Annotated in this window: 11 protein-coding genes, 1 rRNA gene and 1 riboswitch; of the genes, 2 read left to right on the top strand and 10 right to left on the bottom strand. The window is 45.4% G+C overall.

Annotated elements, in window-relative coordinates; genetic code table 11:
* Positions 1-177 precede the first annotated feature (177 nt).
* The 7 genes from purB to M3636_RS21650 form a co-directional block, all read right to left on the bottom strand.
* Positions 178-1,476 (bottom strand): adenylosuccinate lyase, encoded by a 1,299-nt coding sequence (gene purB / locus M3636_RS21680; RefSeq protein ID WP_128100270.1) that lies wholly within the window; start codon positions 1,474-1,476, stop codon positions 178-180.
* The gene (gene purK, locus M3636_RS21675; RefSeq protein WP_483311538.1) at positions 1,473-2,672 is read right to left on the bottom strand and encodes a 5-(carboxyamino)imidazole ribonucleotide synthase; all 1,200 of its coding nucleotides are present in this window, start codon (positions 2,670-2,672) and stop codon (positions 1,473-1,475) included. The genes purB and purK overlap by 4 nt, the downstream gene beginning before the upstream one ends.
* Positions 2,672-3,157 (bottom strand): 5-(carboxyamino)imidazole ribonucleotide mutase, encoded by a 486-nt coding sequence (purE, locus tag M3636_RS21670; RefSeq protein WP_056693037.1) that lies wholly within the window; start codon positions 3,155-3,157, stop codon positions 2,672-2,674. The genes purK and purE overlap by 1 nt, the downstream gene beginning before the upstream one ends.
* 205 nt (positions 3,158-3,362) lie before the next feature.
* A riboswitch (purine riboswitch) is annotated at positions 3,363-3,464 on the bottom strand.
* 293 nt (positions 3,465-3,757) lie between these two features.
* A complete protein-coding gene (locus M3636_RS21665; protein ID WP_128100269.1) occupies positions 3,758-4,192 on the bottom strand; it encodes a universal stress protein in 435 nt (144 codons plus the stop codon).
* 238 nt (positions 4,193-4,430) lie between these two features.
* Positions 4,431-4,694, bottom strand: coding sequence for a DUF1294 domain-containing protein (locus tag M3636_RS21660; protein ID WP_251383979.1), 264 nt, complete (start codon positions 4,692-4,694; stop codon positions 4,431-4,433).
* 105 nt (positions 4,695-4,799) lie between these two features.
* A complete protein-coding gene (locus tag M3636_RS21655; RefSeq protein ID WP_164848604.1) occupies positions 4,800-4,937 on the bottom strand; it encodes a hypothetical protein in 138 nt (45 codons plus the stop codon).
* A 61-nt stretch (positions 4,938-4,998) separates the two neighbouring features.
* Positions 4,999-5,916 carry an ROK family protein gene (locus tag M3636_RS21650; RefSeq protein ID WP_251383978.1) on the bottom strand — a complete coding sequence of 306 codons (918 nt, stop codon included), beginning with the start codon at positions 5,914-5,916 and terminating at the stop codon, positions 4,999-5,001.
* 191 nt (positions 5,917-6,107) lie between these two features.
* Between M3636_RS21650 and M3636_RS21645 the strand changes: the two genes are divergently transcribed.
* Entirely contained in the window at positions 6,108-7,307 is a 1,200-nt protein-coding gene (locus tag M3636_RS21645; protein WP_251383977.1) for a helix-turn-helix domain-containing protein, read from the top strand.
* 50 nt (positions 7,308-7,357) lie between these two features.
* Here M3636_RS21645 and M3636_RS21640 read toward each other — a convergent pair whose 3' ends face one another.
* On the bottom strand, positions 7,358-9,487 hold the full coding sequence (locus M3636_RS21640) for a DNA topoisomerase III (RefSeq protein ID WP_251383976.1): 2,130 nt from the start codon (positions 9,485-9,487) through the stop codon (positions 7,358-7,360).
* A 441-nt stretch (positions 9,488-9,928) separates the two neighbouring features.
* Between M3636_RS21640 and M3636_RS21635 the strand changes: the two genes are divergently transcribed.
* The gene (locus M3636_RS21635; RefSeq protein ID WP_251383975.1) at positions 9,929-11,866 is read left to right on the top strand and encodes an amidase family protein; all 1,938 of its coding nucleotides are present in this window, start codon (positions 9,929-9,931) and stop codon (positions 11,864-11,866) included.
* A 306-nt stretch (positions 11,867-12,172) separates the two neighbouring features.
* On the opposite strand, the gene M3636_RS21630 is transcribed toward M3636_RS21635, so the two are convergent.
* On the bottom strand, positions 12,173-13,168 hold the full coding sequence (locus M3636_RS21630) for a ketoacyl-ACP synthase III (RefSeq protein WP_128100265.1): 996 nt from the start codon (positions 13,166-13,168) through the stop codon (positions 12,173-12,175).
* 361 nt (positions 13,169-13,529) lie between these two features.
* Positions 13,530-13,646: ribosomal RNA gene (gene rrf / locus M3636_RS21625) — 5S ribosomal RNA — on the bottom strand.
* Positions 13,647-13,653: the final 7 nt, after the last annotated feature.

Below are 13,653 nucleotides of genomic sequence, written 5' to 3'. Positions count from 1 at the left end.
CGGACTCCACTCCGCTGACAGAACAATCTTTCGATCGCTGTTATTCCCAGATTTTTTTGATCACTTTTCCAAAGTGAAAATCCGGGAATAAAGGCGAACGCTTCGCTTCTTCAGCTTATTTCTGTCCTCTGCGTTCCCTGCAAACCCATCATTCTGCTCTATAGCCTTATTGAAATATTAGTCGTTTAAACCAAGCTTTTTGAAGATGGTATCTACATGCTTCAGGTGCCATGATGGGTTGAATGCATCTGCGATTTCTTCCTCGCTCAGCACTTCTGTAATTTCAGGTGTAGACTTCACGATGTCCTGGAACTGTCTTTGCTCTTCCCATGCTTGCATCGCACGTGGTTGCACCGTATCGTACGCTTGCTCACGGCTGAAGCCTTTGTCGATCAGCTTCGTCATCACGCGACCCGAGAACGGTACGCCAAAGGTGCGCTCCATGTTGCGTTTCATGTTCTCTGGGAATACCGTCAAGTTTTTCACGATGTTACCGAAGCGGTTCAGCATGTAGTTCAGCAACATCGTTGCATCAGGCAGGATCACGCGCTCTACGGAAGAATGCGAGATATCACGCTCATGCCAGAGCGTTACGTTCTCATAAGCTGATACCATATGTCCGCGAATGACGCGGGACAGACCTGAGATGTTTTCACTACCAATTGGATTGCGTTTATGCGGCATTGCAGAAGATCCTTTTTGACCTTTAGCGAATGCCTCTTCCACTTCACGGAACTCACTCTTTTGCAGTGCACGAACTTCTGTAGCGAACTTGTCCAGGGAAGTTGCGACCAATGCCAGTGTTGCCATGTATTCCGCATGACGGTCACGTTGCAATGTTTGTGTAGAGATTGGCGCAGGCTTCGTGCCGAGCTTCTCGCAGACAAACTCTTCAACGAATGGATCGATGTTTGCATACGTTCCAACTGCACCGGAGATTTTACCGAACTGTACGCCGTCTGCCGCATGGCGGAAACGCTCCAGGTTACGCTTCATCTCTTCATGCCACAATGCCATTTTCAAACCAAACGTTGTTGGCTCCGCATGCACCCCGTGTGTACGTCCCATCATTGGTGTGTGCTGATATGCCAGTGCTTTCTCACGCAGGATTTCTATGAAATTCACGATATCGCGTTCCAGAATCTCATTGGCTTGACGAAGGACATATCCCAGCGCCGTATCTACTACATCTGTAGAAGTCAGTCCGTAGTGTACCCATTTCCGCTCCGCGCCAAGACTTTCCGATACAGTACGTGTAAATGCGATAACATCATGACGTGTTTCTTGTTCAATCTCATAGATGCGATCGATGTCAAAAGATGCGTTCTGACGAAGCAATGCTGCTTCTTCTTTTGGGATAACACCCAGTTCGGCCCACGCCTCACATGCACAAATTTCAACTTCCAGCCATGACTTGAATTTGTTCTCTTCTGTCCAGATGGCTCTCATTTCGGGTCTGCTATAACGTTCGATCATGAATTTGTATTCCTCCAGAGATTAGTTTGTTCAATCCATTGCAATCCTTCTTCGACATCCTGACAGAGCAGATTGACATGCCCCATCTTTCTTCCTGTTTTCGCTTCAGTTTTACCATATATATGAAGCTTGGGAATAACCCCGAGTTCCATCGCTTCTGCGTCTGATTGACCCATCCGATCGATGACCCCTTCCAGGTGCTCGCCAAGCACATTGACCATAACCACAGGACTTAAGAGTGTTGTATCTCCAAGCGGCAATCCACAAATAGCACGAATATGCTGTTCAAACTGTGAAGTTGCACAAGCTTCCATCGTATAATGCCCCGAATTATGTGGTCTTGGAGCTAGCTCATTCACATAAAGTCTTCCATCCGCTGCTACAAACAGCTCAACTGCGAGCAAGCCGACCGCTTGCATCGATTCTGCAACGGCTGCCGCCAGTCTCTGTGCCTCTAACTGGATCTCCGTTGGTACCCTTGCAGGTACAATGGACGTATGCAGAATGTTGTTCACATGAATGTTCTCGGCTACCGGGAACGTTTTGATCTCCCCCTGTGTACTGCGCGCAACCACAACTGAGATCTCGCAATCAAACTTAATGAACTGCTCCAGCACCAATTCCGCACCTGTGGAGGCAAGTTCTTCATAAGCTTCAACCGCTTGGCTAGCTTCGCGAATAACTCGCTGGCCTTTGCCATCATACCCACCGGTTACCGTCTTCAGTACACACGGGACACCTAGTTCTCGAACAGCCGCTTGCATTGTATCCAAATTGGTAATCTCACGATAAGGTGCAACGCGCACACCTGCCGCCTCAATAGCCCGCTTCTCACGTAAACGATGCTGCGTGGTATACAGTAGTGTACTTCCCTGTGGTACGTACGATTCACGCTCCAGAAGAGCGGCAACACCAGCATCCACATTTTCAAACTCGTACGTAATTACGTCGCATTGCTCCGCCAATTTCCTAGCAGCAGCTTCGTCGTCATAACCCGCTTCAATCTGACGGGCAACTTGTCCACAAGGTGCATCTGCAACAGGATCAAGCGTTACAAATCGATACCCCATCGCCGTTCCAGACAACGTTAGCATACGTCCGAGCTGACCGCCCCCCAGAATACCTATCGTGGTCCGTCCAGGAAGCAGTACACGTTTGGCTTCGCTAGTCGCTTCTGACTGCTTATTAGGCATCATCATAGCTCATCACTGCTTTCTAACACTTCACGTTTAATTCGTTCTCTACGAGCTTCCGCACGGTTCCGAACTTCCTCATCAAAAGCACCGATGAACTGAGCAGCGAGTAAACCTGCATTCGTCGCTCCTGCTTTACCAATGGCCACGGTAGCAACAGGTATTCCGCCAGGCATCTGAACAATGGACAAGAGGGAATCGAGGCCGTTTAATGCTTTGGACTGCACAGGCACGCCGATCACGGGCAACATCGTTTTGGCTGCAACCATGCCAGGTAAATGTGCCGCCCCGCCTGCACCCGCAATGATGACCTTGAATCCTCGATCAATGGCTTGCTCAGCATACTCAAACATCAAATCTGGTGTGCGATGAGCGGATACTACTTTTTTCTCATAACCGATTTCTAACTCATCAAGCACCTCACACGCATGCTTCATCGTTTCCCAATCTGACTTACTGCCCATAATTACAGCAACTTGCACTGACATGAATACATTCAACTCCCGTCTGAGCTTTTTGGATAATGTCACGTTCCAGCATTCCTTTTTGTGTCCACCCTCATGCTCATGGAACAAAAAAATCCGCTACCCGCGAAAACATACATTTTCTCCGGACACCGGACTCCAAGAAATACGTATCCCGCATTTGGGCATGCCAAAAGGGGCTTGCTGTCCGCATGTTGATTCCATGCGACTCTCAGCCGTATCTCCTCGTAGTCCGGAAATTTACGGTTCCCGGGTAGATACTTCCGGGCCCTATTCCCGGCGTTATACGAGCAAATCTCTATATTGCAAAATTCTAGGTTCAGTCTCTTGCAAACTTCGTTTATAATCTAATAAAATCTTCAACAGCATTCGTTCCTACTCGACCTTATTCTTACTTGATCGACACATCTAACATTTTAACAATCCCCTACAGCGAATGTCAACTTAAAGACGAACATTTAACATATTGACAAATATAATGTTCGGGAATTACTCATTTCACGGCATTCCACTAACCATTTCATTCCATAAAAGAAAGCCGGCTCCTCTTCAATCTCTCGAAGACTACCGGCTTTTTCCATTGAAGTGTTAGACACTTCTACACTATTTAACGATAAGTACTGGAATCTGAGCATGTTGTACTACATTATGGCTGACACTGCCCAGAACAAACTCCCGAATTCCACCCAGCCCGCGGCTGCCAATAATAATGATGTCCGAGCCGTTTTCTTTTGCAAAATCAAGCAACACTTCCGCAGCAGCTCCTTGAATCAGATCCACATTAGCCGTTACTCCAGCAGCCTGGATTCGCTCTTTCGCTTCATCCGTCGTTTGTACTGCAAGATTGTAATAGTCATTGTTGAGAGAAGGCGGCAGTGGAGCCAATCCCTCGCCGATGAATACACGCGGGAAATCAAAGGCATGAATAACATCCAGTACTGCATCTGGTGATACTTTGGCGAGTTCAATCGCGCGATCAAGTGCTTTATTTGAAGCTTTAGAACCATCGTAAGCTACTAAAATTTTGGAAAATAACATGTGAATCCCGTCCCTTCCTTATATATGTAGAACATCCGAAGCAAGCTTCGGGGCAGCATCCTAACGCACTTTAAAACCTTGTACTCCATGTCATTCTTTAAACGTTCCAGAGCCAAGATGAACCATTCATAAGAATGAATTTACATATCAACTTATGTGAGATGGATCGAACATGTACACTACGTTCTAAAAAGAATGATCCAGAAACGTTTGATCCCGTTCAGCTCACCTTACTCCATTACTGGAGAAAGTAGCCATACATTACTGCATTCAGAAACACAAGCAGAGGAATACCGATCTTGAAGCTCGGATGCTTCGTTTTGTGCCTTTTGCGATACATGGCGATCCAGACTCCAAGCGCTCCACCAATGAAAGCGAGCAAAAACAATGTGCGTTCAGGTGTACGATCTCGACGTTGCTGGGCACGCCTCTTGTCATCGGACATCACCAGATATCCTACTACATTAATAAATATAAACCACAAAATAAGTCCGGTTTGCATGTATTAAGCAGTCCCCCTATCCCGGGACATCTCCCTGCCTCCATTATAATCCCAAGACTGGTACATGTTCAACGCGGAAAGGGGAACTGCATTACACTACTTATTCTAAGACTCCTGTTTGGGTATCCCGTTTAGACTTGGCGCTCGTTTGGCTTCTTTCTCCGGACGCACAGCGATACTCTCTTCGCGGATACTGTCTTTATTTTGCTGATTATGGCGTTTCTCTGGTTTGTTGTGCGGCATATGGGTATCACCTCCTTGGCTTACGTTGCCTGAAAACGGAGGATCTTATACGAAGATGTGCCTACGCCTGGGAGGCGGTATGCATTCGTTTATCCTGACTGTCCAAAAAATGATAAAGTGCCCCATACAGATTAGCATCGTTCCTGAACGTACAAGCCGTAATCTTAGGACTCGCCTTATGAAATGGATTCAATCGTTTCAGCTCATCAATCGCCCACTCCAGACGCTCCAAGAGAACAGGCTGTGCACTGATTCCTCCCCCAATTGCAAACAGCTCTGGATCTAAAATATATTGCAAATTCATAATCTGCACCGCCACATTCAGGCAATAATTATTGAATATTTCCGTAGCTTCAGGGTCCTGCTGGTTGATAAACTCAAATACCGCTGCTCCATCGGTAGGATCTTGCAATCCCTTCTTCTCACCGATCTGCTGAACCATTCCTACTGCGGAACAATCCAGCCCAAAATACGTAGCTTCTTTTGTCACAGGATCAATCTTACTCATGATGTAACTAACTTCCCCAGCAGACAAATTCGCCCCTCGTTGAAGCTTGCCTTCTACAATAATACCTGCACCGATTCCACTACCAAGCACAAGCACAATGGAGTCTTTCGCGTGTTTTACACTTCCAAGCCATAATTCTGCAAGTGCAGCACACTTACCATCATTTTCAATCGACACATCTATGTCATAACGATCTGCAAGAAGTTTCGCCAGATTAATCTCATGTAAAAATGGGAAAAAGCCGCCGTGATAAACCATCCCCGTTTCCACATCGATCGTTCCTGGGCAGCTAATAGCGATTCCTTGAAGGGAAGATCGTTCTTGAGCATCAATGATGGAATAGAGGACTTCCTCTAATTCTTGAAGATTGGTTCTTCTAGTCGGTCGCTTATCTTTGAATACGATATCCCCACCAGAGCTCATCAGAGCGTATTTCACAAATGTCCCACCAAGATCCATCACTAAATACATCGTACCTACCCCTTGTCAAAATAGTTAATTTGAAAACAAAGCATTGATTGAGATCCATTTACACTTATGTGTTCATTGATAGAAAGCGCTCTATTTTACTAATTGAAATATAAAATAATTCTCTATATATTTATGGTATTAATTTGTGATAAATGGTATTAAGCGTACAACTAATGAGGGAGGATTCATCCATGTTACCTAACAAACAGCTTCAATGGATCTTACATTTAATCTATGACTCTACCCGCATTCCCGTTTTTTATATTGCGGATGGCTCTGAACGGCTACATTCCTTCACCAGTGTTCAACCCTCTATGTCCAATCAAACAAATTCCTCTAGGGAACTAGTGGGTCACCTTCTCTCTATCCCGCTCCACCAAAAAATCCAACTTGTCTATATGAATAAGCAAGCAGATACATTGATCCTCATGCCGATCTCCTCGAAAGAGGGGCAAGGTCGTCTCATTTTATGGCCTAATTCACAAAGATTTATGGACAATAATATGATTGATCAACAACTTGATACAGCAGACTCACATCAGGTAGATCACAGGCAGTTAATCAGTGCAGCCATTCTGGCTCACTATCTAATGCATAATGAGGCATTAAATCTGGAGCAAGTCATTGAAGATAATCAGAGTGTGGTGAATAACAAAACGGAGAATGTCCTTGATCTTTCATTACTAGAACAGAGAGAGAATAACTTGTATCACAAGTCATATTTAGCGGAGCGGAAGTTTTTTGAACAAGTTCGTTTAGGAAACAAGAAGAAGATGCTGCTCTACCTGAAACAATTCACGGAGATGAACGGAGTTTACGGGAGATTATCCAAGAATGACAGCCTCCGAAGCAAAAAGAATCTCATCATTTCGGCTATTGCTATAGGAACTCGAGCCGCCATCGACGGTGGGTTATACTCGGAGGTTGCTCTTACACTAAGCGATACATATATTCAGCAGATCGAAGGTGTAACTCAGATTGATTCCATCCATCCTCTGCTCGAAGACATCCTTGTTGATTTTACCGAAAGGGTGGAGAAGGTTCATCGCGCTCACTTTTCCAAGGATATCTTGCTATGTCAAGAATACATTTTCAATCACCTGTATGATGACCTTGACTTAGATGTACTTGCCAATCATCTTCAAATAAGCCCCTCCTACCTCTCCCGTAAATTTAAGGAAGAGACTGGAGAGGCTCTGAAGATTTTTATCCAGAAGCAGCGCATTGAAGAAGCGAAGAATCTCATTGTTTTCTCGGACTATCAACTCAGTGAGATTTACCCATTATTGAATTTTTACGATCAGAGCTATTTCATTAAAGTATTCCGAAAACATACGGGTCTCACACCCAAACAGTATCGCAACCGTTTTGTAGTCAAACCCTCGCAATAGAATTCAATGTTGTAATAGGTATTCTCAAATAAAAGAATGCGTCTATACTTTTAGTTCCCTTTCTTCTCCATAGCCGCTTTCAGCAAATCTCCGAGATTGGAACCGATCGATTCCTGTTTGGCATATTGCTTCACCAGCTTTTGCTGTTCACGTTTGTTCACATGCTTTTTGTCCTTATCCAATGTCTCCGTAATTCCACAAGGCAAGCACTGCACGTATAATCCTGCTTTGCCCTCTTTGATCTCCATCTTTTTGTGACACTGTGCGCAGCGGCGGTTCGACAATCTCTTCTCTGCCAAGCGGCGATAACCACAGTCCTCTGTAGGACAAACTAAGAATTTGCCGCGCTTTCCTTTTTTCTCTAACAATCGTGCGTTACAGTCTGGACAGTGGCTATTGGATACATTATGAGGCTTGTATTCGGCTTTGCTTCCTTTGACCGTTGACACCAGTTCTTTCGCCATTGAACGAATACTGTCCAGGAAAGGGCCTGGTTTACCTTGTCCACGAGCAATTCGTTCCAGTTCAGCCTCCCAGCGAGCCGTTAGTTCCGGAGTGCGAAGCTGCGGAGCAGCAAGCTCAAATAACTGCTTTCCTTTGCCTGTTGGATGCATGCTATTGCCTTGGCGATCAATCGTATCGGAGCTAACCAGTTTCTCAATGATATCTGCTCGCGTAGCTGGCGTACCAAGTCCATGTTTCTCCATCTGAGAGAGCAATGCAGCTTCGGTGTACCGTTTAGGCGGCATCGTCCGTCCACTCTTCACATGACAACGCTGAACGGTTACAGACTGTCCTTGCTGCACATCTGGCAGAAGCACACGTTCTTGGTTAGCATCATCATCCGTACGGTCATCGTCATCATCGCTATAATCTCCGCCATATACTTCACGCCATCCACTGTCTTTCACGGTTGTGCCTTTGGCATGGAATGAATCGTTGCCCACCTGAACGGTAATCGCTACAGAATCGTACTTAGCTGCCGGATAGAACAAGCTGATGAAACGACGCACAATGAGGTCATACAGTTTACGTTCCTCTGGGCTAAGCTGATTCAGTAGCACGGTCTGCTCCGTCGGAATGATGGCATGGTGGTCTGTTACTTTACTATCGTCCACGATGCGTTTAGTGATATTTAGGTTTTTGCGCAGCAAAGGACGTGCGATAGAGGCATAAGGACCAATAGCTACACTCTCCAGCCGCTCTTTAAGCGTTCCCACCATATCAGAAGTCAAATAACGGCTGTCTGTACGCGGATACGTAACCAGTTTGTGCTGTTCGTATAGCCGTTGTAGAACATTCGATGTTTGTTTGGCAGAGAAGCCGTATTTTCGGTTGGCATCTCGTTGTAGCTCTGTCAGGTCATACGCTAGTGGATGTGGCTCTACCTTTTCACTTTTTTTCACTTGAGCGATCGTGCCTTTACGGCCTTCAATCCGTTGCTTCAATTGTTGCATTTCTTGTGGGTCAAAGATCCGAGAATCCCCGCCACTCGCACGCCAAACGGCCTGAAAACCACCCAGATCTGCCGTCAATGTCTCATACTCTTGTGAGCGAAACCCGTTAATTTCATTTTCTCGATCCATAATCATGCCCAAGGTTGGGGTCTGAACACGACCAGCCGACAACTGTGCATTGAAACGAACGGTTAGAGCACGCGTTACATTAAGTCCAATCATCCAGTCTGCTTCCGCACGACAGCGTGCAGATTCATAGAGACGATCGAATTGACTGCCTGGCTTCAGTGATGCAAATCCATCCTTAATCGCCTTATCTGTCTGAGAAGAAATCCACAAGCGTTTAAACGGCTTCTTCCATTGCGCCATCTGCATAATCCACCGAGCGAGCAGTTCTCCCTCACGGGCTGCATCCGTAGCAATGACCAGTTCTCCGACATCTTGACGTTTCATTAATTGCTGTACCGCTTTGTATTGATGATTCGTTTCCCGAAGCACTTTAAGCTTCGTACGCTCCGGCAGAATCGGTAGATCCTCCAGGTTCCATGTTGCATACTTTTTGTCGTAATCCTCTGGTTCTGCAAGACCTACTAGATGCCCAAGTGCCCAGGTCACGATGTATTTTGGTCCTTCAATATAGCTTTTATGTTTATCACGCGCACCCATGACCCTGGCTATTTCGCGTGCGACAGACGGTTTTTCTGCGAGTACCAATGTCTTCACTTCATATCTCTTCCTTTCTGATAAAACGTTAAGGGGTTGTTTCAAACTGACCTTTTGAACATGAACTTAACGTTCGGTTGCTTCTATTTTTTATTATATCATTTCAAGGTGGAGGTATGCTGTCCCTTCCAACTCGGCTCAATACTTCTTCTATTATATGCTTCATATAACATCGTTCGCGACTACTTACCTTATATTAATGTTATATTTATGTTATATATAAGTTATATTTTGCAACAAATTATAGATTTATATGTTTTAATAGCACAAGAAAATAAGAGAAATAAAGAGTAATACTCAATAAAGTTTATTATGTATACGTTTTTTTGGATAAATATTAACATTGTAAGATTACCTGACATGCATATAGAATGTGCAAAAGCATATTCACACAGATAACTTACACACATCATCTGAGACACAGGAAGGGAGCGTGGATGCATGACTTATCATGGATCTGTATTTAGAAAAAGTGGGGCATTGTTAATGGCGAGTGTTGTCGTCGCTGCAACTTGGGGAGGAGCCACAGTACCTTCAGCATTTGCCGCAACAGCAACGCCAGCGAGTAAAACTTCTACTGCCACGATATCCCCAGCCAAAGCACCGGCTAGTGCTGCAACATTCGTAGGAGCCATGGAGGAAGCGGCTACGCTTGCAGGCGTGCCTTTTACGATGGACAAGCTCTCCGGCACAACCATTAAGCGCAAAGATGCTGCCTTAGCCTTACAACAATGGCTTAAACTTGACTCTGCCACAATCTCCTTCAAGGATGTACCCGAGCAAGCTGATTATGCTGATGCTGTAGCATCTTTGAACGCTGCTGGACTGATGAAGGGCTATACTGATTCTCTTTTCCTACCCAACGCTATCCTTACTGAGAATGATGTCGCCGTATTAAAAGACCGCGTATTTAACTACATAAAACCGTTCGTTTTGGAGGAAGCCACAATTATGGATCTCCAAACGGCGATGACGCAAGGAAAACTGACATCCAAAGAGCTCGTACAACAATACCTGGATCGTATCGAAAAGTACGATGATCAGGGCGTCAGCATTAATGCTGTCCTGACAATAAACCCGGATGCACTGAAAATTGCAGAGCAATTGGACGCAGAACGGGCAGCGCAGGGTGCTCGCGGTCCTCTGCATGGCATTCCAGTCCTTGTGAAGGACAACTTCGATACCAATGATATGCCGACCACTGCCGGCTGTATCTGTCTGAAAGACTCTATCCCAGCTCACGATGCTGAACAAGTGAAGAAACTCAAGGCAGCAGGTGCTATTATTTTGGGCAAAACCAACCTGCACGAGTTCGCATTTGGCATTACGACATCCAGCTCGCTGGGAGGACAAACACTTAACCCATACGCACTGGATCACTATCCAGGTGGTTCTAGCGGCGGAACTGGAGCATCCATTGCCGCAAACTTCGCTGCTGCAGGCTTGGGTACAGATACAGGTGGCTCGATCCGTATTCCGTCCAGCTTCAATAGTCTTGTAGGCATTCGCCCAACCATCGGACTGTCCAGTCGTGAAGGTATCATTCCTCTGGCGTTGACACAGGATGTTGGTGGCCCTATGGCTCGTACAGTGAGTGATGCCGCGATTATGTTGGATGCTACTGTAGGCTATGACAAAAAGGATGTAGCTACTGCTTACGCTGTAGGCAAAATCCCTTCCAGTTACACAGACTTCCTGGATGTTGACGGGCTTAAAGGTGCACGTATTGGTGTCGCTGCAGAACTGATTCCAAGCACCAAAGCAGAAGAAAAGGCTGTCGCTGACGTCATCCATAATGCAGTAGAAGAACTTAAATCACTCGGTGCTACGGCAGTTCCGATCTCCATCCCGAATCTGACAGAGATCAATAAATACCCAAGTCTCAGTGGGTACGAATTCAAATTCCAGTTGAATGACTACCTTGATTCTTTAGGCGAAGAGGCTCCTTACCATAGTCTGTCTGAGATCATCGCTTCCGGAGAATTCGATAAAGCGCAGGAGCAATCCATGAAGGCACGGGATGCCCGTGAAACGTTAGAAACAACAGAATATAAGGACATCGTTCTGAAACGTACCAAAGTTACACGTGAATCCCTGCTGAAAGTCATGGCAGACAATAATTTGGATGCCATTATCTATCCTACATCCACGCAGGCTGCTGGCATTATTGGTGAAGGACAAACTTCCGGTGGTAACAACCGACTCAGTCCGTTCTCTGGTTTCCCAGCAATCACTGTTCCAGCAGGTTTCACAACCGACGGCTTGCCAGTAGGCATCGAGTTTCTGGGGCGTGCGTTCGACGAAGGTACTCTGATCAAACTAGCATATAGCTACGAGCAAGGTACTCACCACCGTCAAGCGCCTAAACTGACACCGTAATTATTTTGCCGAGTTGGCACACACACGTATACTGCTATCATTATATTTAGTCATATGTGACTGACCGGCTTTATCATGTTAAAAATTCACATCTAGAATTATGGCTCATGGTAAAGAAGAGATAATAATAAAAGCACGCGATTAACCCACTATGTATCTCTATGCCTGATCAACAGCACATTATTTTCAAGTTAGGTTAAAGGATATTATGAAAAAAGTATTACGGAAAATAGAAAGCTGGGGTACCGCTCTACATTGAGTGATACTCCAGCTTCTTCGTTATAATGTAATGGTTACTGCTTGAGACTAGGCTTTATCTGGCACGCCCCATTTAAGGACGAGACCCGAGTACGTCAAGCCACCTCCGAAGCCAAACAACGCTACTCGTTGGCCATGTTTCAACTTTCCTTCATCCACTGCAAGCTGCAACGCAAGCGGGATGGATGCAGCAGACGTATTCCCTCGGTATTCCATACTGGTTAATGTTCGTTCCAGTGGAATCGGGCCACGCTCACAGACTGCCTCGATCATTCTCATATTGGCACTGTGTGGGACAAACCAGTCAATCTGTTCAGGCTCTAATTCTGCTTTTGCGATGAGATGGCTTAATTGTTCAGGAATCATGCGTACAGCCCATTTGTAGATTTCTCTACCATTTTGAACAAGGCTCCCCTCTACCTTCAAAGGTGAACCATTCATCTCTGATGATAAACCACTCTTATATAAATGAACCCCACCTTCTCCGTGCGTTCCTGAGATTGCTGCCATAAAGTCGCCTTCCTCAGCAGATCGTTCCACCAGAAAAGCACCGGCTCCATCCCCAAATAGCACACAGGTTGTGCGGTCCGTATAATCCGTAATTTTGGATAAAGTCTCTGCCCCAATCACCAATACCTTGCGATACATTCCACTCGTTACCAAGCTATCTGCCATTTGCATACCATATGTGAAGCCTGCACAAGCAGCATTTAGATCAAGTACACCTGTATGTGGAATGCCAAGATTAGCCTGGACTCTGGAAGCCGAACTTGGGAAAGCATACTCAGGTGTGCTCGTTGCAAAAAGAATCATATCAACATCGTTTACGTTAACCTCGTAACGACCAATCATATCTTCTACAGCTTTGGTAGCCAAATCCGATACATATTGATTTTCATCTGCGATCCGGCGTTCTCTCATGCCAGTACGCTGTACAATCCATTCATCACTTGTATCAACCATTTTCTCCAGATCAGCATTACTTAGGATTCGCTCTGGCACATACGTCCCGAATGCGGTGATTATCGCTTTTGATTGATTCATACTAGCACCTCCGTTAGTGTTTTTATTATTATAGCACCTACTATTAGTATCTGGTACTAAAAAATAATAAATTTCAGCAACCATTCCAAAATGGAATATAACAAGAGCTATTCATCTTAAATGAGAACGATCATAGTGAACTGTGATTCAATCATTTTGTTAATATCTCTCAAAAAGCTCTTAAGCATTCATAACCCGTTTGGGGGGAATTTGAATTTAATCTTGTGTGTCGGGTACAAACACAGTCTTCTGAATCGACATGGTTAACTATATAAACACAAAAAAACAGCCCAATCCAAGATCAGGCTGTTTCTAAACATAAATAAAAACCACCACCGAATAACATCGGCAGTGGTTCTTTGCTTGGCGGCGTCCTACTCTCCCAGGACCCTGCGGTCCAAGTACCATCGGCGCTAGAGGGCTTAACGGTCGTGTTCGGGATGGGTACGTGTGGAACCCCTCCGCCATCGCCACCAAACGCGTAG

Origin of the sequence: Paenibacillus sp. MER 99-2, assembly GCF_023714095.1 — a bacterium.
Classification (GTDB): Bacteria; Bacillota; Bacilli; order Paenibacillales; family Paenibacillaceae; genus Paenibacillus.
The sequence above is the reverse complement of the archived record's forward strand: the minus strand, read 5'-3'. Positions and strand labels throughout refer to the sequence as shown.

Bases quoted from the DNA above. Each gene is read 5' to 3' on its own strand.
- M3636_RS21635 (WP_251383975.1), top strand. From the start codon at position 9,929: ATGACTTATCATGGATCTGTATTTAGAAAAAGTGGGGCATTGTTAATG.
- M3636_RS21660 (WP_251383979.1), bottom strand. From the start codon at position 4,694: ATGCAAACCGGACTTATTTTGTGGTTTATATTTATTAATGTAGTAGGA.
- purB (WP_128100270.1), bottom strand. From the start codon at position 1,476: ATGATCGAACGTTATAGCAGACCCGAAATGAGAGCCATCTGGACAGAA.
- M3636_RS21650 (WP_251383978.1), bottom strand. From the start codon at position 5,916: ATGTATTTAGTGATGGATCTTGGTGGGACATTTGTGAAATACGCTCTG.
- M3636_RS21655 (WP_164848604.1), bottom strand. From the start codon at position 4,937: ATGCCGCACAACAAACCAGAGAAACGCCATAATCAGCAAAATAAAGAC.
- M3636_RS21645 (WP_251383977.1), top strand. From the start codon at position 6,108: ATGTTACCTAACAAACAGCTTCAATGGATCTTACATTTAATCTATGAC.
- M3636_RS21665 (WP_128100269.1), bottom strand. From the start codon at position 4,192: ATGTTATTTTCCAAAATTTTAGTAGCTTACGATGGTTCTAAAGCTTCA.
- M3636_RS21630 (WP_128100265.1), bottom strand. From the start codon at position 13,168: ATGAATCAATCAAAAGCGATAATCACCGCATTCGGGACGTATGTGCCA.
- purK (WP_483311538.1), bottom strand. From the start codon at position 2,672: ATGATGCCTAATAAGCAGTCAGAAGCGACTAGCGAAGCCAAACGTGTA.
- purE (WP_056693037.1), bottom strand. From the start codon at position 3,157: ATGTCAGTGCAAGTTGCTGTAATTATGGGCAGTAAGTCAGATTGGGAA.